At 70.6% G+C, this 25480-nt stretch carries 30 protein-coding genes; 16 read left to right on the plus strand and 14 right to left on the minus strand.

The window, feature by feature from the left end:
* Positions 1–121: 121 nt before the first annotated feature.
* The 5 genes from AC1D29_RS00750 to AC1D29_RS00770 all read left to right on the plus strand — a co-directional run bounded on the left by AC1D29_RS00750 (position 122) and on the right by AC1D29_RS00770 (position 4287).
* The gene (locus AC1D29_RS00750) at positions 122–1135 is read left to right on the plus strand and encodes a 2-dehydropantoate 2-reductase (RefSeq protein ID WP_477893771.1); all 1014 of its coding nucleotides are present in this window, start codon (positions 122–124) and stop codon (positions 1133–1135) included.
* 89 nt (positions 1136–1224) lie between these two features.
* A complete protein-coding gene (locus AC1D29_RS00755; RefSeq protein WP_477893773.1) occupies positions 1225–1803 on the plus strand; it encodes a cysteine hydrolase family protein in 579 nt (192 codons plus the stop codon).
* On the plus strand, positions 1796–2773 hold the full coding sequence (locus AC1D29_RS00760; RefSeq protein ID WP_477893775.1) for a GlxA family transcriptional regulator: 978 nt from the start codon (positions 1796–1798) through the stop codon (positions 2771–2773). Before AC1D29_RS00755 ends, AC1D29_RS00760 begins: the two co-directional genes overlap by 8 nt.
* 144 nt (positions 2774–2917) lie before the next feature.
* The gene (locus AC1D29_RS00765; RefSeq protein WP_477893777.1) at positions 2918–3163 is read left to right on the plus strand and encodes a hypothetical protein; all 246 of its coding nucleotides are present in this window, start codon (positions 2918–2920) and stop codon (positions 3161–3163) included.
* 95 nt (positions 3164–3258) lie between these two features.
* Positions 3259–4287, plus strand: coding sequence for a DUF5694 domain-containing protein (locus tag AC1D29_RS00770; protein ID WP_477893779.1), 1029 nt, complete (start codon positions 3259–3261; stop codon positions 4285–4287).
* Positions 4288–4297: 10 nt separating this feature from the next.
* On the opposite strand, the gene AC1D29_RS00775 is transcribed toward AC1D29_RS00770, so the two are convergent.
* The 3 genes from AC1D29_RS00775 to AC1D29_RS00785 form a co-directional block, all read right to left on the minus strand.
* Positions 4298–5437 carry a serine hydrolase domain-containing protein gene (locus AC1D29_RS00775; protein ID WP_477893781.1) on the minus strand — a complete coding sequence of 380 codons (1140 nt, stop codon included), beginning with the start codon at positions 5435–5437 and terminating at the stop codon, positions 4298–4300.
* Positions 5438–5453: 16 nt separating this feature from the next.
* On the minus strand, positions 5454–7625 hold the full coding sequence (locus tag AC1D29_RS00780; protein ID WP_477893783.1) for a TonB-dependent receptor: 2172 nt from the start codon (positions 7623–7625) through the stop codon (positions 5454–5456).
* A gap of 110 nt (positions 7626–7735) precedes the next feature.
* Positions 7736–8740 (minus strand): AraC family transcriptional regulator, encoded by a 1005-nt coding sequence (locus AC1D29_RS00785; RefSeq protein WP_477893785.1) that lies wholly within the window; start codon positions 8738–8740, stop codon positions 7736–7738.
* 184 nt (positions 8741–8924) lie between these two features.
* Between AC1D29_RS00785 and AC1D29_RS00790 the strand changes: the two genes are divergently transcribed.
* From AC1D29_RS00790 to AC1D29_RS00800, 3 genes are all read left to right on the plus strand, one after another.
* Positions 8925–9692: a TerC family protein gene (locus AC1D29_RS00790; RefSeq protein ID WP_477893787.1), complete on the plus strand. Its 768-nt coding sequence runs from the start codon at positions 8925–8927 to the stop codon at positions 9690–9692.
* A 65-nt stretch (positions 9693–9757) separates the two neighbouring features.
* Entirely contained in the window at positions 9758–9985 is a 228-nt protein-coding gene (locus AC1D29_RS00795) for a hypothetical protein (protein WP_477893789.1), read from the plus strand.
* A gap of 9 nt (positions 9986–9994) precedes the next feature.
* The gene (locus AC1D29_RS00800) at positions 9995–10135 is read left to right on the plus strand and encodes a hypothetical protein (RefSeq protein WP_477894403.1); all 141 of its coding nucleotides are present in this window, start codon (positions 9995–9997) and stop codon (positions 10133–10135) included.
* 7 nt (positions 10136–10142) lie between these two features.
* On the opposite strand, the gene AC1D29_RS00805 is transcribed toward AC1D29_RS00800, so the two are convergent.
* The 6 genes from AC1D29_RS00805 to ureE all read right to left on the minus strand — a co-directional run bounded on the left by AC1D29_RS00805 (position 10143) and on the right by ureE (position 13752).
* Positions 10143–10361 (minus strand): hypothetical protein, encoded by a 219-nt coding sequence (locus tag AC1D29_RS00805; RefSeq protein ID WP_477893791.1) that lies wholly within the window; start codon positions 10359–10361, stop codon positions 10143–10145.
* 125 nt (positions 10362–10486) lie between these two features.
* A complete protein-coding gene (locus AC1D29_RS00810; protein WP_477893793.1) occupies positions 10487–11329 on the minus strand; it encodes an urease accessory protein UreD in 843 nt (280 codons plus the stop codon).
* Positions 11319–11969, minus strand: coding sequence for an urease accessory protein UreG (gene ureG / locus AC1D29_RS00815; RefSeq protein WP_477893795.1), 651 nt, complete (start codon positions 11967–11969; stop codon positions 11319–11321). The genes AC1D29_RS00810 and ureG overlap by 11 nt, the downstream gene beginning before the upstream one ends.
* Positions 11966–12667: an urease accessory protein UreF gene (locus AC1D29_RS00820; protein ID WP_477893797.1), complete on the minus strand. Its 702-nt coding sequence runs from the start codon at positions 12665–12667 to the stop codon at positions 11966–11968. The genes ureG and AC1D29_RS00820 overlap by 4 nt, the downstream gene beginning before the upstream one ends.
* 48 nt (positions 12668–12715) lie before the next feature.
* The gene (locus tag AC1D29_RS00825) at positions 12716–12880 is read right to left on the minus strand and encodes a hypothetical protein (protein WP_477893799.1); all 165 of its coding nucleotides are present in this window, start codon (positions 12878–12880) and stop codon (positions 12716–12718) included.
* A 164-nt stretch (positions 12881–13044) separates the two neighbouring features.
* Positions 13045–13752 (minus strand): urease accessory protein UreE, encoded by a 708-nt coding sequence (gene ureE, locus AC1D29_RS00830; RefSeq protein WP_477893801.1) that lies wholly within the window; start codon positions 13750–13752, stop codon positions 13045–13047.
* Between the two features lie 93 nt (positions 13753–13845).
* On the opposite strand from ureE, the gene AC1D29_RS00835 reads away from it, so the two are divergent.
* From AC1D29_RS00835 to AC1D29_RS00845, 3 genes are all read left to right on the plus strand, one after another.
* On the plus strand, positions 13846–14655 hold the full coding sequence (locus AC1D29_RS00835) for a crotonase/enoyl-CoA hydratase family protein (RefSeq protein WP_477893803.1): 810 nt from the start codon (positions 13846–13848) through the stop codon (positions 14653–14655).
* A 13-nt stretch (positions 14656–14668) separates the two neighbouring features.
* Positions 14669–15586 (plus strand): hypothetical protein, encoded by a 918-nt coding sequence (locus AC1D29_RS00840; protein ID WP_477893805.1) that lies wholly within the window; start codon positions 14669–14671, stop codon positions 15584–15586.
* Between the two features lie 134 nt (positions 15587–15720).
* Entirely contained in the window at positions 15721–16266 is a 546-nt protein-coding gene (locus tag AC1D29_RS00845; RefSeq protein WP_477893807.1) for a histidine phosphatase family protein, read from the plus strand.
* Between the two features lie 21 nt (positions 16267–16287).
* On the opposite strand, the gene AC1D29_RS00850 is transcribed toward AC1D29_RS00845, so the two are convergent.
* Complete coding sequence (locus AC1D29_RS00850) at positions 16288–17427, minus strand: phospholipase A (RefSeq protein ID WP_477893809.1); 1140 nt, start codon at positions 17425–17427, stop codon at positions 16288–16290.
* Between the two features lie 357 nt (positions 17428–17784).
* On the opposite strand from AC1D29_RS00850, the gene AC1D29_RS00855 reads away from it, so the two are divergent.
* Complete coding sequence (locus tag AC1D29_RS00855) at positions 17785–18816, plus strand: hypothetical protein (RefSeq protein ID WP_477893811.1); 1032 nt, start codon at positions 17785–17787, stop codon at positions 18814–18816.
* Between the two features lie 79 nt (positions 18817–18895).
* Here the strand turns inward: AC1D29_RS00855 and AC1D29_RS00860 are convergent, their stop codons facing one another.
* Positions 18896–19483, minus strand: coding sequence for a dihydrofolate reductase family protein (locus AC1D29_RS00860; protein WP_477893813.1), 588 nt, complete (start codon positions 19481–19483; stop codon positions 18896–18898).
* A 106-nt stretch (positions 19484–19589) separates the two neighbouring features.
* Positions 19590–20618: an RNA polymerase subunit sigma-70 gene (locus AC1D29_RS00865; protein WP_477893815.1), complete on the minus strand. Its 1029-nt coding sequence runs from the start codon at positions 20616–20618 to the stop codon at positions 19590–19592.
* A 408-nt stretch (positions 20619–21026) separates the two neighbouring features.
* Here AC1D29_RS00865 and rsgA point away from each other — a divergent pair, with 408 nt between their 5' ends.
* Positions 21027–22106, plus strand: coding sequence for a ribosome small subunit-dependent GTPase A (gene rsgA / locus AC1D29_RS00870; RefSeq protein ID WP_477893817.1), 1080 nt, complete (start codon positions 21027–21029; stop codon positions 22104–22106).
* A gap of 38 nt (positions 22107–22144) precedes the next feature.
* Here rsgA and AC1D29_RS00875 read toward each other — a convergent pair whose 3' ends face one another.
* Together AC1D29_RS00875 and AC1D29_RS00880 are read right to left on the minus strand one after the other, a co-directional pair.
* Complete coding sequence (locus AC1D29_RS00875) at positions 22145–22561, minus strand: DUF5990 family protein (RefSeq protein ID WP_477893819.1); 417 nt, start codon at positions 22559–22561, stop codon at positions 22145–22147.
* Positions 22562–22590: 29 nt separating this feature from the next.
* Complete coding sequence (locus AC1D29_RS00880; RefSeq protein ID WP_477893821.1) at positions 22591–23127, minus strand: CbrC family protein; 537 nt, start codon at positions 23125–23127, stop codon at positions 22591–22593.
* 241 nt (positions 23128–23368) lie between these two features.
* Between AC1D29_RS00880 and AC1D29_RS00885 the strand changes: the two genes are divergently transcribed.
* From AC1D29_RS00885 to AC1D29_RS00895, 3 genes are all read left to right on the plus strand, one after another.
* A complete protein-coding gene (locus tag AC1D29_RS00885) occupies positions 23369–23704 on the plus strand; it encodes a hypothetical protein (RefSeq protein ID WP_477893823.1) in 336 nt (111 codons plus the stop codon).
* Between the two features lie 11 nt (positions 23705–23715).
* A complete protein-coding gene (locus AC1D29_RS00890; RefSeq protein ID WP_477893825.1) occupies positions 23716–24276 on the plus strand; it encodes a DUF1439 domain-containing protein in 561 nt (186 codons plus the stop codon).
* A 333-nt stretch (positions 24277–24609) separates the two neighbouring features.
* Positions 24610–25443, plus strand: a complete 834-nt coding sequence (locus tag AC1D29_RS00895; protein WP_477893827.1) for a spondin domain-containing protein — start codon at positions 24610–24612, stop codon at positions 25441–25443.
* Positions 25444–25480: the final 37 nt, after the last annotated feature.

The raw sequence follows: 25480 nt of genomic DNA on the forward strand, positions 1-25480 counted from the left end.
GAGGGGACGGCGATGCTCGCGGCATCAAGCCGCTCGCACATCGCCAGCGCGGGCTGGCTTGGGAGCGGCCCGGCGCTCAGCCCGCAACACGCACGACGCCTGCAATAGAACGGCTGCAGCGATGACCGGCGTTCTCGTGATGGGCGCCGGCTCCGTCGGCTGCTTTGTCGGCGGCCTGACCCAGCTCGCCGGCGTGCCGGTCCACTTCGTCGGCCGTCCGCGCGTGCTGGCCGCGCTGCGCAAGCACGGCCTGCATCTCACCGACCAGGACGGCCTGGACCGCACCATCCCGCCGTTGGACCTGCGCCTGCACGCCGAGCCGCCGGCCGGCCTCAAGCCTGACCTGGTGCTGCTGTGCGTGAAGTCCGGCGCCACCGCCGAGGCCGCCACGGCGCTGGGCCTGACGCTGCCGCAGGGCACGCCTGTCGTCAGCCTGCAGAACGGCATCGCCAACGCTCACCTGGCCCGTGCCACCGTGCCGCAGCTGCACTGGCATGCGGGCATGGTGCCGTTCAACATCGCCGAACTCGCGCCCGGCCACTACCACCGCGGCACCGGCGGCGCGCTGGCCGCCGAGGCCTCGGCCGAGGACACCGCGCTGGCCGCCTGGCAGACGGCACTGGCCCGCATGGGCATGCCGCTCAAGCTGCACGCCGACCTCGCCCCGGTGCAATGGGGCAAGCTGCTGCTGAACCTGAACAACCCGGTCAACGCGCTGTCCGGCCGGCCGCTGCGCGAGGAACTGCTGCAGCGTGGCTACCGGCGCGTGCTGGCGGCGCTGCAGCAGGAAGCGCTGGACCTGCTGGACACCGCGCACCGCCCCGTGGCCCAGCTCACGCCGCTGCCGCCGCGACGGCTGCTGGCGCTGCTGCGCATGCCGACCTTCGTCTTCCGCCTGGCCGCGGCGCGCATGCTGCGCATCGACGCGCAGGCCCGCTCCAGCATGGCCGACGACCTGGCGCACGGCCGCACCACCGAGATCGACGCGCTATGCGGCGAAGTCGTGCGGCTGGCGCAAGGCTTGCGCCGCACGGCGCCGCTGAATGCACGCATGCAAGGCCTGGTCGAGGCCTGGCCCAAGCGTCGCCGGCCCTATTCGCCGGCCGAACTGCTGCAGGCGCTGGGCCTGTCCTGAACTGATCGATCTCCGTCCGCCAGCGCGTGGCGACCGCTGCACGGTGACGGGACACTGAAGGCCTTCTTCACCAGCACGAGGCCACCGCCATGACCACCGCCCTGATCGTCATCGACGTCCAACAGTCCTTCGCCCAGCGCCCCTACTTCGAGACTGAAGGCCTGCCCGCCTACCTCGCCGCGCAAAACCGGCTCATCGAGGGCTTCGAGGCAGCGGGCCTGCCCATCGTGCGTGTCTTCCACGTGCAGCCCGACGCGACCGGCGCCGACGTCTTCAGCCTGGAGAGCGGCCACGTGCGTCCGCTGGACGGCCTGCGCGAGTTCAAGGCCGACCTGACCGTCCACAAGCATCGCCACAGCGCGCTGGTGGGCAGCGGCCTGGATGTCTGGCTGACCCAGCACGGCATCCGCACGCTGGTCATCAGCGGCATCCGCACCGAGCAGTGCTGCGAGACGACCACGCGCCATGCGTCGGACCTGGGCTGGGACGTCATCTACGTGCCCGAGGCGACACTCACGTTCACGATGCAACACCCCGACGGCAGCCCGCTCACCCCCGCCCAGCTGCGCGCCCGCACGGCCGCCGTGCTGGAAGGCCGCTTTGCGCGCGTGATGGATGCCGAGGCGGCACTCGCGGCCGTCACCACCAAGGAAGCCGCGCTTGCCTGAACCCAAACACGTCGTCTTCGTCCTGCAGGACGACAGCCTGGTGCTCGACTGGGCCGGCCCGGCCGAGGCGCTGCGGCTGGCCAGCCTGGAGATCGCCGCGCTGCGGTTGGCCGTGACGCCGTTCGCGCTGCGCTTCGCCAGCGCGCAGCCCGAAGCCGCCGGCTCCGTCGGCGTGCGGCTGCAGGCTTTGGAGCCGCTGCCGGACGCCCTGCCCGACGGCAGCTGGGTCGTCCTCGTCGGGCGCACGTCGGCCGCCGAGGCGAGGTCCAGGAACGAGCAACGGGAGCTGCTCGCCTGGCTTGCCCGCCTCGCGCCGGGTCGAGCCGGCCTGCGCCTGGTGACCGTCTGCTCCGGCGCGCTGCTGGCCGCGCGCGCCGGCCTGCTGGACGACCGCCGCGCGACGACCCACCACCAGCACCTGGACGACCTCGCCCACCTCGCGCCGCGCTGCACCGTGCTGCAGGACCGCGTCTTCGTGCAGGACGGCGAGGTGTTCACCAGCGCCGGCGTCACGGCCGGCATCGACCTGGCGCTGCACCTGATCGCCGCGCATGCCGGCGAGCTGGTGGCGGCACGCGTGGCTGAGCAGATGGCCGTGGCGCTGCGCCGTGGCCCGGCCGACCCGGAGCTGTCGCCGCTGCTGGCTCACCGCCAGCACCTGAACGCGCGCCTGCACCGGCTGCAGGACGCCGTCAGCCTCGCGCCGCAGCAGGACTGGCCACTGGAGCGCATGGCCGAGCTGACCGCGACGACGACGCGCACGCTGAGCCGCCTGTTCGCCCAGTACGCCGGCACCAGCCCGCAGGCTTGGCTGCGCGGCGTGCGTCTGGCGGTGGCGCGGCGCTCGCTGGAGGCCGGCGCCAGCGTCGCCGCGGCCAGCGAGGCCGCCGGCTTCAGCTCCGAGCTGCAACTGCGCCGCGCCTGGGCCGCGGTGGGCTGGCCGGGCACGCCGTCGAGCGCCCGGCGCTAACGCCGGTTCTGCGCTCCCGGTTCGTCCCGCGGAATTGCAGTTCATCCGGCCGCGCCGGCAATTCATCGCCTGGCGCTCGCAGCGCCTGGGGGCCGTGACGAAACTGCAATCACTGACACAGCGAACCACCCACCGGAGCCCGCCATGAACACCGCCGCCAAGACCTTCATCATCGCCATCGCTTCCGTCGCCGCCGCAGCCGCGACCGGTGTGGGCCTGGCCAACCGCGCGGCGACTCCGGCCACCGAGGTGGTGAAGCTGGAGCGCGTGGTCATCGTTGGCAAGCGTGTCGAAACGGCGGTCGTGGCCCAACTGCCGCGCGTCGTCATCGAAGGCCGCCGCGACGTCACCACGGTGGCCGCCGCCCAGACGCCGATCTGGATCGTCTGAGCCCCACGCTGCCGTCAGTCACCCAACCCGCCGCTGGCGGGTTTTCTTTCGCCACCAAGCAGGGAGCTCGTCGAATGAACAAACCGGGAACATGGATGTGGGGCCTTGCCCTGGTGCTGCCGCTGGCCGTCCAGGCCCAGGTCGACCTGAAGCTGGATCGCGGCATGACGGGGCCGCGGGCGCAGGTCCTGGTGCTGGGCACGGTGCATCTGAGCGAACTGCCGGAAGGCTTCGACCCCGCCCGACTGCAGGGCGTGATGGACAAGCTGGCCGCCTTCAAGCCCGATCTCATCACCATCGAGTCGATGACGGGCGAGGAATGCGATCTCGCCGTGCGTCATCCGACGCGCTACGGCACCGACTACTGCCCCAGCACCGACGTGGCCCGCAAGTCCACGGGGCTGGACGTACCAGCCGCCATCGCCGAAGCCGAGAAGCTGCTGGCGGACTGGCCGGCAGCGCCCACGGCCGCGCAGCGCAGGCACGTCGCCTCGCGCCTGCTGGCGGCCAACGACCGCGCTTCGGCCTACGCCCAGTGGTTGCAGCTGCCCGAGGCCGAACGCAAGGCCGGCGACGGCCTGGACACGGCACTGGTGGGGTTGCTGACGACGATCGCCACGCGCCGCAACGAGAACTACATGATTGCCTCGCGCCTGGCCGCACAGCTGGGCCTGCCACGCGTCTACGCCACCGACAACCACACCGGCGACAACGTCAGGGTCAAGGACGAAGAAGCCTTCGGCCGCGAAGTGCAGGCCGCCTGGAACGCCGGGCGCGCCGGGCTGGACGAGATCGAGAAGCAGACGGCCGTGCTCAAGCAGGCTGCCGACCTGCTGCCGCTGTACCGCCAGGTGAACGCCCCCGGCTACCAGCAGGTCATGGCGGACGTGAACGTCAAGACGACGCTGCGTGCCAAGTCCAAGGACGGCTATCCGCAGATGTGGGTGGCGGGCTGGGAGATCCGCAACCTGCGCATGGTGGCCAACATCCGCGAGACCTTTCGCGAACGCCCCGGTGTTCGCGTGCTGAGCATCGTGGGCGCTTCGCACAAGCCCTGGTTCGACCACTGGCTGGGCCAGATGCAGGGTGTGGACATCGTCGACGCGGTTGCGGCGCTGAAATGAAAGGCCCGTGCTAGCGGCAGCAGACGTACAAGGCCTGCACCAGCACCGCCGCATTCGGCCCGCCGACGACGCCGGGCGCCATGCGATTCATCATGTAGGCCAGGCACAGGCGCCGCTGCACGTCCACCAGCACCAGCGAGCCACCCCAGCCGCCCCAGAAGCAGATGCGCTGTTCGGGGATGAAGGGCAGCGTGGCCGGCTCCGGCAGGCCATAGCCCAGGCCCATGCACAGCGGCACGCCCAGCACGAGGTCGATGCCGCGCGCCTGCACATCAAAGATGCGCGCCACCGTGTCGGGCCACAGCCAGCGCCGGCCGGCCAGCTGCCCTTCGCAGGCAATGATGGACTGCAGCCGCGCCACCGAGCGCGCATTGCCGTGGCCGTTGGCGGCGCCGATGTCGGCCCGGCACCAGTCGTCGCGGTGGCTGTAGGTCGCGTCGGGCGCGGGGTTGGCCAGCGTGCGCAGCATGGGGCTGTCGGGCGGGATGGCGGAGAAGTCGACCGGTGCCGGCGGCGGCGGCACCACACGGGCGACGCGCGCGCGCGCCTCGCCCGGCAGGCCGATGTGGAAGTCGGCGCCCAACGGGCCAGCCAGCTCCTCGGCGAGGAAGGCGCCCGTCTTCAGCCCCGTGATGCGCCGGATCACCTCGCCGACCAGGTGGCCGTAGTTCAGCGCGTGATACCCCGAGGCGCTGCCCGGTGCCCACCAGGGCGACTGAGCGGCCAGCAGCGCGGTGCTGCGCTCCCAGTCGCACAGGTCACCCATCGCCATCGGCTGCTCCCAGCCGCTGACGCCGGACGTGTGGCCCAGCAGGTGGCGTACCAGGATCTCGCCCTTGCCGTTGGCCGCGAACTCGGGCCAGTAGCGCGAGACGGGCGCGTCGAGCTCCAGCTCGCCGCGGTCGGCCAACAGCAGCGCGCACAGCGAGGTCATCGTCTTCGTCGTCGACCAGACATGGGTCAGCGTGTCGCGCTCCCAGGGTTGGGTGCGCGCCTCGTCGCGGTGGCCGCCCCAGACGTCGACGACGCACTCGCCCTCGACGGTCAACGCCAGCGACGCGCCGAGGTCGTTGCCGCTGACGAACAGCGCGTCAAAGGCCTGGACGAGCGGCTCCCAGCCGGGCTGGTGGATGCCCTGCACATGCTTCATGGGGTTCTCCTGCGGTTCAGAAGTCGTGGCTCGCACCGACGGCGAACTGCCGCGGCGGCGTGTAGGTGACCTGGCGGGCGGCGCCGAGCACGGGCGAGGCGATGCTCATGCTGGTGAAGGCCGCCCTGTCGCCGACGTTGCGGACATGGGCCCAGAGCTTCCAGCGGCCCTCGGCGGGTCGCAGCGTGGCGCTCAGGTTCACGAGGCCGTAGGCGCCCTGCATCGCATCCGGCGTGTTGAACTCGGTGAAGTAGCAGCGGCCGCGCCAGTTGTAGTCGGCTCGCAGCGTGGCGCGCAGGTCGGCCACGCGGCCGGCCCATTCGGCGCCGAGGGTGACTTGCTGCTTGGACGCCTGTGCCAGCTGGCGGCCGCGGACATTGACCGCCACCGTCGGCGCGTTGCGCAGGTCGACGTTTGTGAAGTCCGTGTACTTGGGGTCCATCAGGCCCAGGCCGGCGGACAGCGTCAGCGCCGGCAGCGGGCGCAGCGCGGCCTCGATCTCCAGGCCGGTGATGCGCGCGGCCGACGCGTTGGCGAGCAGCGTCGTCGCCTGGCCGACCTGGGACACCTGCATGTCCTTGTAGCGGCTGCTGAAGACGGCGGCGCTGAGCACGCCGCGGCGCGCCAGGAACTCGGTCTTCACGCCCAGCTCGACGCTGCTGACCTTCTCCGGCTTGACGAGCGTGGGCTGTAGCGCGCCGAGGTTGACCGCGCCGGACTTGAAGCCGTGCGAGAGCCGCGCATAGGCCAGCGTGCCGGCGGCGGGCTTGTACTCGACGCCCAAGCTGCCGGGCGTGCTGGTCCAGCCATCGCTGGGGCTGCTGGTGCCGGCCAGGCCGAAGGCGGCGATGTTCTGGTACTCGTCGGCGCGCTTGCTGTCGTGGTTGACGCGCAGGCCAGCCAGCAGCGACCACTGCGGGTTCAGCGCATAGCGCAGGTCGGCATACGCGGCGCTGGAGCGCGTGTGCACCACGCCGCCCAGCAGGAAGCCGACGCCGCCCGGGAAGGGCACGGTCACCGGCTGGCCCGGCACGATGAAACCCAGCGGCACCTGGGCGCTGATGGCGATGTCCTGGCGCTGGTCGAAGTCCAGCGCGGTGACGCCCAGCAGCCACTGCAGCGCGCCGGCCTCGTCGGAGGCCAGGTGCACGTCCAGGCTCTTGTCGGTGCTGCCGGTCGAGAAGCCCGATGTCGCGACCGGCGCCCCGGTCGCGTCGCTGTCCCACAGCCGGTCGACCCTGCTGCGCCGCCAGCTGAGGGACGCGCTCAGCGTGTTCGGGCCCAAGGGCATCTCCAGCAACGCCTGTGCCGTGTTGACCTCGACGCGGTTGCTGGACCCCTGGCTCTTGACGACGCGCGGGTCGCTGCTTTGCGTGGCACCGTACAGCAGCTGGGGGATGGAGACCGGGTCGGCCAGCACCGGCACGCTCATGCCGGCGTCGCGTTCGCGGTAGTGACCGGCAACGAAGCGCAGCGTGCCGTTGCCGCCCAGCGCCGTCTGCAGCTGGGCGCGCAGCGCGCGGCTGGACTGGTCATCCAGGCGCCGCGGGCCTTCGGGCAGCGGGTTGCGCGTGTAGCCGTCGGCTGCCTTGACCTGGTAGGACAGCCGCCCCTGCACGCCGCCATCGGCGCCCAGCGGGCCGGAGATGAAGCCCTCGCTCTCGCGCCGGTTGTCGCTGCCCAGCAGCAAGCCCACGCGCGCCTGGAAGCTGGGCGTCGGCAGCGCCGAGATGATGTTGACCGCGCCGCCGGTGGCGTTGCGGCCGTACAGCGCGCCCTGCGGCCCGCGCAGGATCTCGACGCGCTGGGTATCGAACAGCGCCGTGTTGGAGCTGGTCTGGTCGGAGACGTAGGCGCCGTCGGCGTACAGCGCCACGCCGGGGTCACCGCCGGCCAGGATGAAGACATTGCCGATGCCGCGCACGAACAGCTGCGTGGCACCCTGGCCGTTCGTGAACGAGGTGTTGGGGCTGAGCATGACCAGGTCGGCCAGGCCCGTGTCGCCACGCTCGGCCAGCCGCGCGCCGTTCAGCGCGGTGATGGCGGCGGGCGTCGTGTCCAGCACCGTCACGCGGCGCTCGGCGGTGATGACGACGCGCTCGATCTGCGCGGTCTCCGTGGCCTGGGCCTGGGCCAATGCAGGCGCGAGCGCGAGCGCGGCGGCCAGCGCGGTGGGCTTGAGTTTCATGGGCTGTCTCCGGGTCACCGCGTCTGGGTGGCGGCGTGGAGACATGCTCGCGAGCCAGCGGCGGGCCGGCTATGGCGCATCGGCAGCGCGATGTGCCGAATCGGAACTTCTCAGGTCTTCAAGGTCTGGCTGGGCGACTCGCCGAAGCGCTCCCGGTAGCGCGCCGCGAAGCTGCCGAGCTGCCAGAAGCCCCACTGCGCGGCGACCGAGGTCACCGTGGTGCCTGTGGCGGCACTGCGCAGCTGCTCACGCGCGCGGTCGAGCCGGTACTGCTGCAGATAGCGCTGCGGCGACACGCCGAAGTGGCGCTCGAAGCCGCGCGCCAGCGCCCGCACGCCCACGCCGGCGGCGTGCGCGATGTCGGCCACCGAGGGCACGTCGGCCGCATGGGCGTGGATGTAGTCGCGCGCCCGCCGCGTCGACGGCGGCATCGCCACCGGCGCGCCAAGGCTGCGCGTGTAGCTGTTGGGCCAGGCCAGCAGCAGCTCGAACAAGGCCGCGTCGCGCAGGCTGGCCTCCAGGCGCTGCGCCGCCGCATGCGGATAGGCCGGCGTGGCGGCCAGGTAGCCCAGCACGCGCAGCAGCGCGGCCACCGGCGCACCGCCCGCGCCGCAGTGGTCGTCGAAACGCAGCGAGTGGGCCAGGTCAGAGCCCAGCAGCGAGCGGCAGGCGCTGCCCATGTCGGCTTCGGCCACGCGCAGGTTCAGCAACTCCATGTCGCCCGACATCTCCAGGCCTTGCACCTCGTCGGGCGCGATGACGCCGGCATCGCCGGCGCTGTAGAGCGCGTGGTCGCCGCTGCGCCACACCTCGCCCTGGCGCAGATAGGAGAACACCCAGTGGCCATGGGCACGCGGCATGGCCATGCGCGCCGCCGCGCCGTAGCGCACCTCGCCCAGGTGCAGGTGCGCGAACTCGGCGCTGCGCAGCTTCAGCGCCAGGCCCTGCTCGCTCACGCGCAGTGCATGCGGCCCGTAGACGCCGCAGAGCACGGCCTGGGCTTCGTCGGGGTTGCTGGTCTCGCAGATGGAGACGAGGCGGGAGTTGCTCAGCGCGGCCTGAACCTCGGCGCCCTGCAGGGCGTGTTCGGCATGGACGGCAGCGGAAGGCGGCATGGCCCCGTTGTAGGCCAAATCGCGGGGTGCCGCCATCCGTGAGCGTGCGGGGATGCGACAGTCGCCGAAGGGACAGCGTCACCGCGGGATACCCACAGGAAAACCGAAGCGACGATCAGCCTGGGGCTGTCGACGGTGCGCCGGTGGCTCGCGACAATGCCCGGCTCACCACGGATCGCCCGCCATGCTCGAACTGCTCTCCGACCCGCAGACCTGGATCGCCCTCGCGACGCTGACCGCGCTGGAGCTGGTGCTGGGCATAGACAACATCATCTTCATCAGCATCCTGGTGGACAAGCTGCCCAAGGCGCAGCAGGAGAAGGCGCGCCGACTGGGCCTGTTCATGGCCATGTTCATGCGCATCGGCCTGCTGATGATGCTGGCCTGGATCGTCGGCATGGTGGAGCCCTTGTTCACGCTGCCCGTGTTCGACAAACCCATCTCGGGCCGGGACCTCATCCTCATCGGCGGCGGTCTGTTCCTGATCTGGAAGAGCACCGGCGAAATCCACGGTTCGCTGGAAGGCGAAGACGAGAGCCACGGCGCCGGCGGTGCGGCCAAGGCCGCGTTCACCTCGGTCATCCTGCAGATCATGGTCATTGACCTGGTCTTCTCGCTGGACTCCATCATCACCGCCGTCGGCATGGTCGACGACGTCCGGGTCATGATCGCCGCCGTGGTCTGCTCGGTCGGCCTGATGATGCTGTTCGCCGGGCCCATCGGCCGCTTCGTGTCCGACCACCCGACCATCAAGATGCTGGCGCTGAGCTTCCTCGTCGTCGTCGGCGTGGTGCTGGTGGCCGAAGGCTTCGGCCACCACGTGCCCAAGGGCTACATCTACTTCGCGATGGCCTTCTCGCTGGGCGTCGAGATGATGAACATCAAGATGCGCAAGAAGTCCGCGACCAAGGTCAAGCTGCGCCAGCAGATCCCCGGCAGCGAGGGCGACTGACGCGGCCTCCCCTGCCCGCACGCGGGCAGGGGCCTCGGCGATGATTCGCGGCCATGGAAAAGCTGATGCGTTTCCCCACCGCGGTCCCGCGCGACGCCGCCATCCAGGCCTGGCTGCAGGCCCATGCGGGCCCTCTGGGCGACATCGCGCAGCGCTGGTTCGGTGTCATGCGCGGCTGCGGCGATGACGTGCGCGAGCTGCTGCACGACGGCCACCCCACCGCCTGCGTGGGCGACGCCGCGTTCGGCTACGTGAACGCCTTCACGTCCCACGTCAACGTCGGCTTCTTCTAGGGCGCGGCGCTGGCCGACCCGGCCGGCTTGCTGCAAGGCACGGGCAAGGCCATGCGCCATGTGAAGCTCAGGCCCGGCGAGCCGGTGGACGAAGCGGCGCTGCAAGCGCTGATCGCGCAGGCCTGCGCCGACATGCGCCGGCGGGCATAGACAGCGCTCAGCGCTTGCCTGCCCCCACCAGCACGAGCACGCCACCGATGATGCCGGCGACGCCCAGCCAGACGGGGATGTTGACGGACTTGCGCTCCTTGACATTCAGCTCCAGCGGGCCGATCTTGGCCGCGGTCTCTTCCTTCGTGTACGAGAACCCGCCGTATGCGAGCGCAAGCACGCCGCCGACGATCAGAGCCAATGCAATTGCACGCAAGCCGTTCATACAAACCTCCAGAGATTTTTGGGTTACGGGCGGTCCCTGCCACCCTGGCTGGAGTACATCGCCTGCGCCACCGGCCGTTTGTAGGACGCTGTGCAGCGCCCACGTCGGCGCGCGTCGCTTGATGCTCAGGTCGCCCAGATGCGCGGGTCGCTGCTGGGCAGCGCCCACAACCGCTCGCGCCACAGCGCCCTCACCCGCCGCAGCGCCAGCGTGACATCCTCGACTTCGTCGCCAATAACGCGGGCCAGCAGCAGCGCACCGCGTGGGCCGGCCAGATGCGTGATGCCCGAGCGCGGCACGTCGACGAGCAGCGCGCGACTGTCGGTCAGCAGCGCCTCGGCGTCGGCCAGCGCGCCGGTCTGCGCATAGACCAGTGTGCCCAGCACGCGCTGGCCCGCCAGGCCGCAGGGGCCGTCAAGCAGCGCCTTGTCGGCGGCATCCAGCCAGCCACGGTCCAGCCATTGGCCAGTGATCTCCAGGTGCTGCAGCAGCCGGCCGGTGTCGAACGCCTGGCCGGCCGCGGGCAGGCCCAGCCCCAGCACCTCGGTGGCGAACAGGCTGGCGCCGGGCGCGAGGCTGAGCTTCACCTCGTTGCGCGCGATGCAGGCGGGATAGGCCAGCGTCTCCTGCGGCAGCCACTCCAACCGCCCGCCCTGGGCCACGGTGGCCTGCACGACCTGCGCGGCCTCGCCGGCGTTGGAGCGGTAGAAGCGCGTCGCGGCCGGCGTCGTCACCAGCAGGTGGGCGCCGGCCTGTACCTCCAGCGTGACGTCCAGCCGGTCACCGCCCACCAGACCGCCGGGAGGATGCACCAGCACCGCGTGCGCGATGCCGGCACCCTCCGGGTACAGCGTCTTCAGCAGCCGCAGCGGGCCGTCGTGGCGGGCATGCACGCGGGTCGCGTTGGCGCCATCGCGGGCGGCCGTCAGCGTCAAGCGCGCCGGCCAGCGGATGGCGTCAGACGACAAGCAGGCCCTTCTTCTCAATGAAGGCAACGACGTCGGCCAGCCCGTCGCGCGTCTTGAGGTTGGTCATGACCCAGGGCTTCACCGGCCGCATGCGCGCGGTGTCGCTGCGCATCACGCCAAGGTCCGCGCCCACGTGCGGCGCGAGATCGGTCTTGTTGATGACGAAGAGGTCGCTCTTCGTGATGCCGGGGCCGCCCTTGCGCGGGATCTTCTCGCCGGCGGCCACGTCGATGACGTAGATGGTCAGGTCGGAGAGTTCCGGGCTGAACGTGGCCGCCAGGTTGTCGCCGCCGCTCTCGACGAAGACGATGTCGGCGTCCGGGAACTTGTCCAGCATGCGGTCCACCGCCTCGAGATTGATGGAGCAGTCCTCGCGGATGGCCGTGTGCGGGCAGCCGCCGGTCTCCACACCCATGATGCGTTCGGGCGCCAGCGCGCCGGCCACGGTCAGCAGGCGCTGGTCTTCCTTGGTGTAGATGTCGTTGGTGACGACCACCAGGTCCCAGCGGTCGCGCATGGTCTTGCAGAGCATCTCGACCAGCGTCGTCTTGCCCGAGCCGACGGGGCCGCCGACGCCCACGCGCAGCGGCGGCAGCTTCTTCGTGCGGTTGGGGATGGCGTGCAGTGGTGCATGGGTCATGAGCGGAACAGTCTCGAATATTGCGTTTCGTGGCGGGCGCCGTGGATGCCCAGCAGCGGCGCGAAGGCCATGGGCTCGGGCGCTGCCATCGCGGTCTGCACGGCTTGCGGAATGGCTTGCACGAGGCGTGCCAACAGGCGCTGGCCCGAGGTCTGGCCCAGCGGCACGCAGCGCACGGCGGCCTGCATCAGGTTCTCGGCCCAGCCGAAGGCGATGGCCTGCAGCGCGGGGGCCAGCGCCGCGCCGCGCGAAGCCGCAACGGCGCCCATGACGACGGGCCAGGTCGGCGCAGGCTTGAGCTTTTGCAGCAACGGCAGCACCGGGGCATCGAGCACCAGGCCTTGCATCCACACCAGCAGGCTGCGGCCCATCTGCTGGGCCTGCTGCAGGCTCTCGCTGGTCTCGCGCGTCTGCAGCACCCAGGCATTGAGTTCGGCCAGACGCGCGCCGTCCAGGGCGAGCGTGGCGGCATGCGCGGCAGCAGCCACCGGCAGCTCGGCGCGGGCCTGCACAAGCTCCAGCTGGTTCAGCAGCCAGTCGCCGGCGCTGGTCTCGTCATGGACGATGCCGGCATCGACGGCAGCCTCCAGCCCCTCGGAATAGCTGAAGCCCCCGACCGGCAGCGCGGGGCTGGCCAGCCAGAGCAGGTGCAGCAGCGAGGAGGCGGCGTCGGCGGAGTGAGGGGGTTCCAGTGCCATGCGGCGATTCTCACCGCGCGGCGCCGGTCCTCGACCGCAGCGTTGCCATCAGAAGTTGAAGGCGATGCAGGCGCCGGGCGTACGCACGGTGACGGTCTGCTTGGCGCCGCCGGCCGTTTCGCGCAAGTCGGCGCGCGTCCAGTTGGCGTTGATGCCGGTGCTCCAGTGGCGCGCGAACTGGCACGAGAGCCCTAAACCCGCGTAATGCTTCACCGACGAGGTCGAGATGGTGCCGGGGTTCTTTCCCTAGCAGGCCAACCGCCGGTTGCAGCTTCGAAGCGCGCGCATGCCAACGGCGCAACGAGGTGCCTTCAGGGAGAAGCGGCCCTGCGGTGGGGGTGAGGATTCCCCGCCGCTTCAAGGACCGAACACGTCGATCAATGCTTGTGATCGTGGCCGCAGCCGGGTCCATGCACATGGCCAGCCTCGCCATGCGCGGCGCCGTGGTCATGCGAGTGGTCGTGGTTGCAGTCCGGGCCATGCACATGGCCAGCGTCATGCGCCTTCACGGGAATGGCCAGCGGCTTGCGCGCCGACGCGGGTGCGGCGGCATGCTCATGCGCATGGCCGTGATCGTGGCCATGGTCGTGGTGGTCATGCCCGCCGTGATGGTGATGGCCATGACCTGCCCCCTCGCCGTAGGCGCCACCCTCCGGCTCGAACGCGGCCTGCGCCTCGTTCACGATGAGATGCTGGCGGCGCAGCATGTCGGCCAGCACGGGGTCGGGCTCGAACTGCAGCAGGTCGGGCTGCAGCTCCAGCGGCACATGGCGGTTGCCCAGGTGGTAGGCGGCGCGCAGCAGGTCGAAGGGGCTGCCGTGCTCGGTGCAGTGACGCACTTGCAGCACGGGTTGGGCGGCAGCGATGACGCGCACCATCGAGCCGTCCTCGGCGATCAGCACATCGCCGCCGCGCAGCGTGGTGCCGCGCGGCAGCAACACGCCGATCTCGCGGCCGGTGGAGTCGGCGGCGGAAAACCGGCTCTTGCTGCGCGTATCCCAGTCGAGTTCGAGCGTGGCTGCGCGCTTGAGGAGCACAGCGGCGAGGCCGGCACCGCCGGCAATGCGTTTGGTGGCGTGGATCATGGGTGCAAGTATCGGCGCTGGCTCGATGGCGACAGCGCCCATGTGGGTTTGCGGGGCATCATGGAGACTTCGATCCAGCGGCCAAGCCTCCCCATGCAACTCGAAACCCTCACGCTCTCCATCCAGGACCACATCGCCACCGTCCGCCTGAACCGCCCCGACAAGGCCAACGCGATGAACGCGGTGATGTGGCAGGACATCCGCCGCGCGTTCGACTGGATCGATGCGCAGCCCGAGGCGCGGGTGGCCGTGCTGGAGGGCGAAGGCAAGCACTTCACCGCAGGCATCGACCTGCAGATGATGTTGGGCATCGCCCCGCAGATCCAAGACCCCTGCGACGGCCGCACGCGTGAGAGCCTGCGCCGCGTCATCCTCGACATGCAGGACACGCTGACCAGCCTGGAGCGCTGCCGCAAGCCCGTGCTCGCGGCCATCCACGGCGCCTGCGTGGGCGGCGGCATCGACCTGATCTGCAGCGCCGACATGCGCTACTGCAGCGCCGACGCCTACTTCTCCATCAAGGAGATCGACATCGGCATGGTGGCCGACGTCGGCACGCTGCAGCGCCTGCCCAAGCTGATCGGTGGCCAGGGCCTGGTGCGCGAGCTGGCCTACACGGGCCGGCGCGTGGAGGCCACCGAGGCGCGCGAGATCGGCCTCGTCAACCGCGTGTTCGACAGCCGCGAGGCGCTGCAGGCCGGCGTGCGTGACATCGCCGCGACGATCGCATCCAAGTCGCCGCTGTCCATCCGTGGCACCAAGGAGCAGCTGAACTACGCGCGCGACCACTCGGTGGCCGACGGTCTCAACTACATCGCCACGTGGAACGCCGCGATGCTGATGAGCGAAGACCTGACGAAGGCCATGATGGCCGGCAAAGGCACGCCGAGCTTCAGGGATTGATGCCGGCCTTGCCATGAACCGCCGGGAGCTCTGCCGCCTGGGCCTGCTGCCACTCATGGCTGGCGCCGGCGCGTGCGGGGCGGCCGACGCAACAGGCTCACCGCTGCGCATGGGCGGCGGCGAGATCGTGCTGGTGCTCTCGGGCGACTTCCCCGCCGCCACGCGCAAGGAGATCCAGGCCTGGATCACGCGCGGCGCCGACGCGCTGGTGCGCTATTTCGGCCGCCTGCCGGCACCGCGATTCGAGCTGCGCCTGACGGCCGTGCCGGGCCATGGCGTCAGAGGCGGCGTGACCGATCGTGACCCCGCCCTCTTCGTGGGTGCGCGCGTCGGCCGCGAGACCAGCGCGGCTGAGTTTCTGGACGACTGGGTGCTGGTGCACGAGATGGTCCACGTCGCCGTGCCGAGGCTGCCGCGCGCACAGAACTGGCTGCACGAAGGCCTGGCCACCTACGTCGAAACAGTGGCGCGCGCCCGAGCCGGCATCACCTCGGCCGGGCAGCTCTGGGGCGAACTCGCGCACGGCATGCCCCAGGGCCTGCCCCAGCCTGGCGACCGCGGCCTGGACCGCACGCCCACCTGGGGCCGCACCTACTGGGGCGGCGCGATCTTCTGCCTGCTCGCCGACCTCAGGATCCGCCGCGCCAGCAGCGGCCAACTGGGGCTGCAACAAGCGCTGCAAGGCGTGCTCGCCGCGGGCGGCCACTACGGCGAGGACTGGAGCACCGCCAGGTTCCTCGGCGTGGCCGATGCCGCCGTGGGCCAGGCCAGCCTGAGCGACCTGTACAACGAGATGAAGGACCGGCCGATGCCCGTCGACCTGGATGCGCTGTGGCGAGAGCTGGGCGTGCTGCGGCGGCCGGGCGGCGGGGCTGCGCAGTTCGATGACACCGCGCCGGGGGCGTGGCTGAGGCGGAGGATTGAGGGCTGAGGCCGGTTCAGACCAACGGCCGCGAAACCAGGAACCGCGCCGCGAATCCGCTACGCGCCGCAACGGCCCCCGGGCCCGAGGGGCTTGCTGGCACCACCGGCGCGCCGGGCCGCCGTCGCTCAGAATGCCGAGCCATGAAGACCCTCCTGGCCTGCCTGCTCTGCCTGCCGCTGGCCCCGGCCTGGTCGTTCGAGCTGCGCGATGGCGACGTCGTGATCTACCGCCATGCGCTGGCGCCCGGCGGCGGCGACCCGCCGGGATTGAAGCTGGGCGACTGCAGCACGCAGCGCAACCTCAGCGACGCCGGGCGGGAGCAGGCCCGCCGCATCGGTGCGGTGCTGCGCGACCGTCTCGGCACGGTGCGCGTGACCGCGCTCTGGGCCTCGCCCTGGTGCCGCACGCTGGAAACCGCGCAGCTGGAGTATCCCGGCCTGCCGGTTCAGCAGCAGCCCGCCTTCGGCTCCTTCTTCGGACAGCCGGCACGCGAAGCACAGATGCTGGACGAGGCCAGGACGCTGTTGGCCGGCTGGCGCGGGCCGGGGGTGCTGGTGGTGGTCACGCACCAGGTGACGATCACGGGCTTGAGCGACGTCTACCCCGCTTCCGGGGAAGGCGTGGCGATGCGCTGGACGGCGGGGCGCGGGGCCGTGCTGGGGCGGCTGGACGCCCCGCCGCCATGACCGCGCGCGCCTCGGGCGCCCTCAGAACTGCAGGAAGCTGAACCCCGCGCCGACGCTCGTCTGGCGGAAGTTGTAGTCCGTCAAGGTCTCGCCGTAGCCGCGGAATAGCTGCACATACCAGCGCAGGCCGTTGGGCTGCTGGCTGAACACCGGATAGGTCCACTCGAACTGCAGCGCGCCGTACTTCGCGTCCCGCAGCGTCGTGCGGTAGAGCAGCTGCGCCGTGTGCTTCTCGTGCGCCCAATTCAGCTGGAACTCGCCGCGCCCGCGGTAGCCGACCAGGTCGGGGTTGTTGTCCGTTGCCGAACTTTCATTGAGGCGTTTCAGGAAGCGAGCCACCACCGACCAGTCGCCCCGCTCGAAACCCGCCACCAGATTGACGCGGTTCCAGCTGCGCGACAGCGGGTCGGACTGGCCGTTGGACTGGTGCGCCAGGCCCAGTTGCGTGTAGCGCCACTTCCAGTCGAACGGCAGGTCACGCCAGCGCTCGGGCGTCGGCACCACGTAGATCAGCTCAGGCTCGTAGTCGCTGTTGCGAAAGGGCTTGGAGTCCTTGCCGTTCCAGATCTGCCACATCGCCTGCTGCGTGAACGCTGCCCACAGGTCACCGCCGGGCAGCAGCACATCCTGCGCGAGCTTGGTGCGCAGCGACAGCTGGAACTTGGCCTCCTCGCGCTTGTAGTTCGGCTGCTCCACGGGGGGCTGGTTGGGCGATTGCGGCGCGCGGTTGATGCGGCTGGTGCGGTGCAAAGGCAGCACGTAGTTGGCCCGGTAGCCCACGAAGTTGAAGACGCCGCGCTTGTCCTTGGGCTCCAGCTCCCAGAACCTGGACATCAGGCTGGACGCCTCCAGGCCATCGGCGGCCACCGTCGCGGCGGCATCCTTGGGCACCAGCAGCGACGTCGAGGCGGGCGCCGGTGCGCCCCCTGCGGGGTTCTCGACATAGGCCGGCGGCGCGGTCGGCGCAGGCGCGCGGCCCATGGCCTTGTCATAACAGGCCAGCCGGTCGGCTGCCGCGCCGATCTCGACGCACTTGTCCAGCGCGGCAGGGTCAGCGGGCGCCGGTGCGGGCGTCTGGGCGGCCAGCGGTGGCGCCTGCCCGGCCAGCAGCATCCCCGCGACGGCCGGGCCCAAGAGTTGTCGAACAGACGGCACGCGCATGGTCCTCCTTGTGTTCATCGATCGTTTCGTCAGGCACTGACCCGAAACACCGGGGGCGAGTCTAGGGACGAGACCTGCCAGGGCCTACCAGCGCAGATGAACTGACCCTGTAGGCGCCGATGAAGTTTGCCGCGACAGCACCCATGCGCCCGGATGCCCGCCCAGCGCCGCCGACTGAAGCGCTTCGACCGCGTGACGCTTTGGGTGCGGCCCAGCGGCGACGTTCGTCGACCACCGTCGGTGCCGCGGATGCGGGGGGTGGGCTAGCTGAATTGCGCATGCACGCTGGCCGGGGGATTGCCAAAGGCGTCATCCGCTCGCGAGCATCCCCGGGTGGCTGACCTTCGAAAGGCTCGTATGCGCCGCAACCGACTTGTTCGCTGGATGGCCGTCTCGGCGCTGTGTCTGTCGGCAGGTGCGGTGGCGGCCGCGCCGGTCGTGTTCACCCAGGGCGGCACGGTGGTCAACATCGGCAGCCAGACGGTGACCTTCACGTTCTTCTATTCCCAACCGTTCGCGGGCCTGGGCGACTACGACCTGAAGCTCAGCATGGCGGGCAGCTTTGCCGACGGCGCCCGTGATGGCGCCACGGTGGCGCCGCTGGCGCTGTCCGGCAAGCTCACGGAGTTCAGCTTCATCACCGGTCAGGGCACCCAGGCCTTGGCTGGCGTTGGCAATGCGGCCAGCTTTGCCGGCGCCGGCGGCGCGGTCGGGGAGGTTCGCCTGGCGGGCCTGCCGTTCAAGGATTTCGGCGCCCCGACACCGTTTTCCATCACCGTCAATTCCCCTGCGGTCAACGTCGGCCGCGTCCTGTCCCACGGTGCTGTGGCGGGCGCGAGCGCGGACTCTGGCACCGACGGCGTGGCCATCGGCCCACCGGCCGGTGGCGCGCTGGCAAGGTTCGGCTTCACCCGCAACGACGGCACGCAGGACCTGTTCGACGTGGACGCCAGCAACGCCAGCGCCGGCCCGCACGGCAGCGTGCTGGCCAGCGGCACCGAGTTCTTCGACTGCGCAACGGCACCAGCCTGCAACGGCCAGCAATCGCAGCTCAACCTGTTGATGTCGGGCGGCGACGATGTCGCGGCCTTCCTGTTGCGCAACGAGTTCGGCGGCGACGCGATCGCCGACACCGACACCGTCATCGACCTGATCGACCAAGACATCGCCCTGACCACCTTCTCCTGTGCGGCCGCGGGCGGCTGCTCCGAACTGATGGGCGTGCTGTCCTTCTCCGTCTCGCCCGGCGATGCCATGGCCTTCGTGATCCGGGCGGAGATCAACGAGGCCACCGGCACCGTGCCCGTGTCGGAGCCGGCCGGGCTTGCCGCGCTGCTGATGGCGTCAGCCGCAGCCGGCCTGGCGCGGCGGCGGCAGGGGCGGCGCTGAAGCGCAACGGCCGCGCCTCAGCCGGCGATGCGGCGCTCCCGCCGCAGCCCGATCGGCTTGGCCGACAGCCCCGGCTCCCTCAACACGCCAGGGGCGGCGCGTACCGCAGCATGACGATGTCCGAGCCGGCGAGCCGGTGCTGCTCCATCAGCGCCAGCGGTGCGGGCAGCGTGGCCTCGAAGGTGCGCACGCCCTCCCCCAGCACGACGTTGCCCACCAGCACGCGCAGCTCGTCCACCAGGCCGTGGGCCAGCAGGTCGTTCATCAACACGTGGCTGCCATAGGCCAGCAGGTCGCCGCCGGTGCCTTGCTTCACCGCCCGGATGCGCGCGTGCGCCTGCGCGCGGCGCACCACCTCGGCGTCGCCCCACGGGTCGCCCAGCGGCAACGGCAGCGTGTCGCTCACCACCAGCTTGGGCATGGGGCCGACGAGCGCCGCGATTTCGGCCTGCACGGGCTCGGCGCCGGGGTCCTGCTGCACCGCGGGCCAGTAGTCATGGAACATGCCGAACGTGATGCGGCCGAACAGCAGCGTGCCCGCCGAGCGCAGCAGTTCGAGGTTGTGGTCGTCAAACGCCGCGCCCATGGGCATGCGGCTGAGGTCGCCGCCGGGGCCGGCGCAGAAGCCGTCGAGCGAGACGAGTTGGCTGAAGATGAGTTGGGCCATGGGTGGTCACCTGGGTCTGGGTTGCGAAACGCCAGGCCCGGCAAATCCGGACCCGACATCGCTTGGAGACAAGGCGACGCCCAAACTCATCGGTCGGGCGCAGGGATCAGGCCAGTTCCGACGGCAGCCCGAAGCGGCGATGGACAGCGGGGTCCAGAAAGCTGTGCAGCCCCTGGATGCGCCCGTCGCGCAGGCTGAGCAGCGTGACCGCACCGAGGATGAAGCGATCCGCCCCTTCAGGCCGCATGTAGCAGGCAAACCCCGGCTGGCCGTTGGCCTGCAGCGGCCGCAGCCGCCACGGCGTGGCAAAGACCCGCTCGGCGATGAACCGCTCCACCATCGCGAGGCCGTCGAACCAGGACGGCAGCGGCGGCATGGTGAAGCGCGCGTCTTCGGTGAACAGGCGCACCAGGCCCTGGATGTCGCGGCTCTCCCAGGCGTTGACGAAGTCGCCCAGCAGCCGCTGCAGGCCGGCCTCGCCCAGCCGCTCCAGCTCGGCGGCCTGCGACACGTCAGGCATTCGCTCGCGCACGGTCTGCTGCGCACGTTGCAGCGCGCTGTTCACCGAGGCCACCGAGGTCGACAGCATCTCGGCGGCCTCCGCGGCCGAGTAGCCCAGCACCTCGCGCATCAGCAGCGCCGCGCGTTGCGTGCCGGGCAGGTGCTGCAGCGCGGCCACGAAGGCGAGCGCGACGCTCTCGCGCCGGGCAAGTGCGTCGGCCGGGTCCTCGTGAACGCCACCGGCCGGCGGCGCCTCGTCCTGCACGGGCTCCACCCACACCGGCCCGGGCACCATCTCACCCAGGTCGGCCGTGGCCAGGAAGGCCGGGCCGCGGTCCGGCGACGTCATGCGGCGCGGCCGTTGCGAGATCAGGCGCAGGCAGGCGTGGGTGGCGATGCGGTAGAGCCAGGTGCCGAGCGCGCTGCGCCCCTCGAACGACGCCAGGCCACGCCAGGCGGCCAGCAGCGTTTCCTGCAGGGCGTCGTCGGCGTCCTGCGGCGAGGCCAGCATGCGGTAGCAGTGGCTGTGCAGCGCCCGGCGATGGGGCGCGACGAGGCGGTCGAAGGCGGCCGCATCGCCGGTGCGGGCGCGGGCAAGCAATTCGGGTTCGGCGGCATCGGTTGGGGCTGGCACGGTGGGATTCTGCGGTGATCCGCCCCAGAGAACGCGAGCCCTGCCCCGCGGAACCGGTGCAGGGCACCGAGGCCACCATGTCGCTGGCAAAGCAACAGCATGCTGGCAACGCCCCGCGTCGCCATTGACGCATGACGCCAGCCGCAGGCAGACTTGCGGCCTTCATCAACCCAGCCCGCAAAGGAGAAGACCATGGAACAAGCAGATCGTGTCGCCCTCCTCGTGCCGGCTGCCTGAGCGCCAAGCGCCACTGAGTTCGAACTCGCGTTCGGGCTGACCCCGCGTCCCCGCGGGTCCATTGATCGCCGCGACACCCGCGGCCGGCTCCTCCTCCCTTAGCCCCTTGCGCGCCACCGCGCGCGGGACGGGTCCGCGCACGCGCGGAACGAACGCCTTCAATGGACTCCCATGATCGACAACATCGATTTCGAGACGCTGCACGCCCTCGGGCTCACTCACGCCATCGCGAGCCGTGCGGCACAACGCCTTCAACCGCCCGGCTCACCCGAGCCCGGCCTGCGCCTGGCGCGCGTGACCGAAGTACAGCGCGACTGCTTCACGCTGCATGACGGCCGCACCGAGCTCTTTGCCCGCGTGCTGCCCCGGCTGGTGCAGCAACTGCAGGCCGAGGGTCAGCCACTGACCATCGGCGACTGGGTCGGCATGCACGTCGACGAACACGGCCAGGCCTGGGTCGCCGACCGGGTCGAGCCCGTCACGCAGATCGCGCGCCGTGCCAACGACGGGCGCCGCCAGCCACTGGCGAGCAACGTCGACGCGGCGCTGCTGGTGATGGGCCTCGACGCCGACTTCAACGCCCGCCGCATGGAGCGCTACATCGCGATGGTGCGCGCCTGCGGCGTGGCGCCGGTCGTCGTGCTCACCAAGCTCGACATTGCACCGCACGCGCAGGCACGCATCGCCGAGATGTATGCCCGCCTGCCCGCCACCGTGCCGGTGCTGCCCGTCAATGCGCTGACGCGCCAGGCCAGCACCGCCATCGGCCCGTGGCTGCACGCGGGCCAGACCCTTGTGCTGCTCGGCTCGTCGGGGGCGGGCAAATCCACGCTCATCAACACGCTGGCCAATGCCGATCAGTCCACGGGCGGCGTGCGCAAGGGCGACGGCCGCGGCCGCCACACGACGACGGCGCGCTCGCTGCATCGCTGCGCACTGGGCGGCTGCATCATCGACACCCCGGGCCTGCGCACCTTCCGGCCCGATGCGGATGCCAGCACGCTCGCCACCGCCTTCGAGGACGTGCAGGCGCTGGCACTGCAGTGCCGCTTTCGCGATTGCTGCCATGAGGGCGAGCCGGGATGCGCGGTCCGCGCCCACGTCGACGCGGACCGGCTCGACAACTACAAGAAGCTGATGCGCGACGCCCAGCGCGGCGAGCTGACGGCGCTGGAGCGCATCGAGCAGCGCAGCAAGTGGAAGAAGATCGGCAAGGCGGGCAGCCAGCGGACGCGGGAGAAGCGAGCTTGAATGCCGACCGGCGGCCAGCCCCCTGGCTGGCTGGCAGGTCAGGCCACGTGGGCCCACACCACCGCCTGCGGCTTCACCGAAGCGCAGATCGGGCCGCCATCGGCCATGGTGCCCAGCACGCGCGCTTCGATGAATCCCTCACCGGAAGCCAGCACGGCCGCCACGACCTCCGGGGGAATGGCGGCCAGCTTCAACTTGGCGCGGCGCGTCCAGGCGGAGCCTGGCTGTCCCGCCAGGGTGCCGGCGTTGAGGTAGACGAAACGATCCGTGGGTGTGCCCTGTGCAAACTCGCCCAGGAAGTTGATCGACCCGTCCGCGAGCGGTGCGCCCAGGCGAAGCGACAACTCGAACTGAACCGTCTCGCCCTGCCCGGCCAACGGCGCCAACAGTTCCGACTTGCCGCGCTGCACGGCGAAGCTGACACCAGGCGGCGGATCGACCACGACGATCCGCATGCCAACTGCGGCTGCGGCCTGGCGCTCACTCACGAGCGATCCCACCCCAGCCGCACCACCCCGCAGTGCCGGCACGCGAACTTGTAGAAAGCGTTGTCGCCTGCGGGCTCGTAGTCCGCGGTCGCGCGGGCCCAGTCCTTCTCGCTCAAGCCGTAGTGCTGCCGCCAGTCCGCCTTCGTGGCCTCGCTGGCGCGGTCCACGTCCTGCACCGACGCGTCGCCGCGGAACTCGCACGCGTCGTTGCAATGCGCCAGCCACACTTCCTGCTGCCAGGACGAAAAACCTGGTGTCCTCAGGCTCACCTCGTCCACGATCTCCTGCGCCAGCCCCGCCTGCGCGAGCGGATGCGCGTCCGAGAAACTCGCGCCCAGCTTGCCCGCCGCCGAGCCATCCGCGATGCACCAGGGGCACAGCTTCTCATCGAGATCACTGGTCGCATAGACCGGCTGCACATAGACAAAGCCACGCACCTGGCCACAGCAGGCGCATTGGACCTGTCGCGCCTCGATGGCGCCGGTGGCCAGCGGGTCGGGGTGGTAGCGGAAAAGGGGAAGGTCGTTGCTCATCGGCACTCCGGGTGACGCTCGATTCTGGCTCGCCTGCAAGGCGCGCAAGCACCGTCTCGTCGTCCTGCGCCAGTTGAACCGCCCTTCCACATGCGGCCGGGCCTGATCGCCGCGGCCTTCTGGACCGACGACCCGCTGGGGCTGACCGGCTGCGACGCGGGCGGATGCAGAACCTGCCGCACGACAACAACAAGGTCAGCCACGAACTCGAGCCCAGCCTGCCCAGCCGGTGCCGACCGACATGCCCGCGTCACGCGCCAAACGAAGCGCCGGCAACCTGCCCGACGGCACGGCGTTCACGGTCAACAACCCCAGCGGGGACAAGCAGCGCCTGCCGCTGGCCATCACGCCGAACGATGACGGGCGCCTCTTCTCCCGCGCCTTCCTGCTGCGCGGCGCGGACGAACTGCCGCAAGCGCGTCGGCTGCCACGACCCGAAGAGCCTGGTGTGGCAAGGGCATCTGCATGTCGGCTACGGCACGCACAAGAAGATCAAGGACGTCACGCGTGCGCCGCTCGACAGCTCGAAGAGATAGGCCGGGGCGCCGTTACCGGGCGCATGGGCGACCTCATGTAGCCTCCGCTCCCATGTCCCGCCGCCTCGCCCTGGTCGCCGCTGCGCTCATCGCCAGCGTGGCCCTCGCCACCTGCGCCGTCGTCAGCCGCCTGCACGCCGGCCACCTCGACATCGAGCAGCCCGAGTTGCAGGCGCGCATCGCGCCGCGCTTCCCCACCCACCACTGCAAACTGCTCATCGCCTGCCTGGACCTGTCCAACCCCGTCGTGGTGCTGACCGAGGGCGACGACCGCATCGGCCTGACGGCCGACGCGAAGGTGACGCTGGGCACGCGCGAGCGCACCGGCCGCGTCGGCCTGTCGGCGCGGCCGCACTACGTGCCGGCCGAGGGCCAGCTCTTCCTGGAAGACCTGCAGGTCACGACGCTGGAGCTGAGTGGCCTGCCCGCCGAGTACGCCGAGGTGGTGAAGCTCTACGCCCCGCAACTCGCCAAGGACGCGCTGCAGCGCCGCCCCGTCTACACCGTGGACACGAGCACCGCCAAGGGCATGCTGGCCCGGCTGGCGGTGAAAGACGTGAAGGTGGTGGGCGGGAAGCTGCGGGTCAGCTTCAGCGAGGCGAACAGCCGCTGAGCCGCCGGCCACCGCGAGAGGTGGCCGGCCTGGTGCGATGTCCGGTGGCTCGTCGGCCGGACCGCCCGAATCAGGTGGCGGCCTGGCCGACCACGAAGACGCGCTGGCCCCTGATCTCCAACTGTCGTCCATGGCGGCACAGGCGGCGATCGGCTTCTGAATCCGGCTTTCGGCTCTTTTGGCCGGCGCGTTGGTCGACCGTCAGCCTTGCTCCTTACAGGACCACCCCCATCCGAGTGGCCACCGTCAAGCTAGGGAGTAATGGCTGCGGCCCGGCAGCGACTGCAGCACGCAGGGTGTTGCCCTGCGTGCCAATCCACAGGAGATCTCTCGATGAACACCGACCAATCCACCGCCCCTTCCGCACGCCCGACAGCCCTCGTGCCTCATCGGCTCACCGCCCTGGGGGTGACGCTCGCGGCAGCCCTCTCGCTGCCTCAACTGGCCGCTGCACAAGCGCCGGCTTACGAAATCACGTTCAAGAACCTCACGAGTGATGCCGTGGCCACCGGCCCCGCGACGGCGCAGACCGGCCAGCGGCTCTCGCCGCCGGTGTTCATCACGCACAGCGACGCCTACACGGCTTTCACCGTCGGCCAGGCCGCACCTGAGACGATCTGGCGCATTGCAGAAGGTGGCGACCGCAGCTTCCTGCTCAACGAGGTGAACGCCCTCGTCGGCGCGAGCGTGCGAAGCGTTGCGGCGCCGCTGTCGGCGCCCCTGCCTCAACAGGACTCCGTGAAGGTGACGGTGCAAGCCGATGCTTCCCACCACCTGCTGTCGTTCGCCACCATGCTGGGCTGGACGAATGACGGCTTTGTCGGCGTCAGCGGCCTGGACCTGTCGACCATCACCGGCACCGTCACGATCAACCTGTACGGCTACGACGCCGGCTCGGAGAAGAACAGCGAGGCCAACGGCTTCCTCGGCGCGCTGGGCCTGGGCAACGCGCGCGATCCCGAAGGCGGCGTGATCACCACCCACCTGGGCATCCGCGGCGACGCAAACGCGCCAGCAGCCTGGAACTGGCTGCCCGGCCCCGCTGCCAGCTTGACCATCAGCGCCGTCCCCGAGCCGAGCAGTTGGGCCCTGCTGCTGGCGGGCGGGCTGCCGCTGCTCCACCTGCTGCGCAAGCGTGCAGGTGCCGGGGCCGCGCACAAGGTCTGAGAACGGCCTGCGCAGGGCTGCCAGGCCCTGCCTCCTC

This window comes from Roseateles sp. P1_C6 (assembly GCF_056406315.1).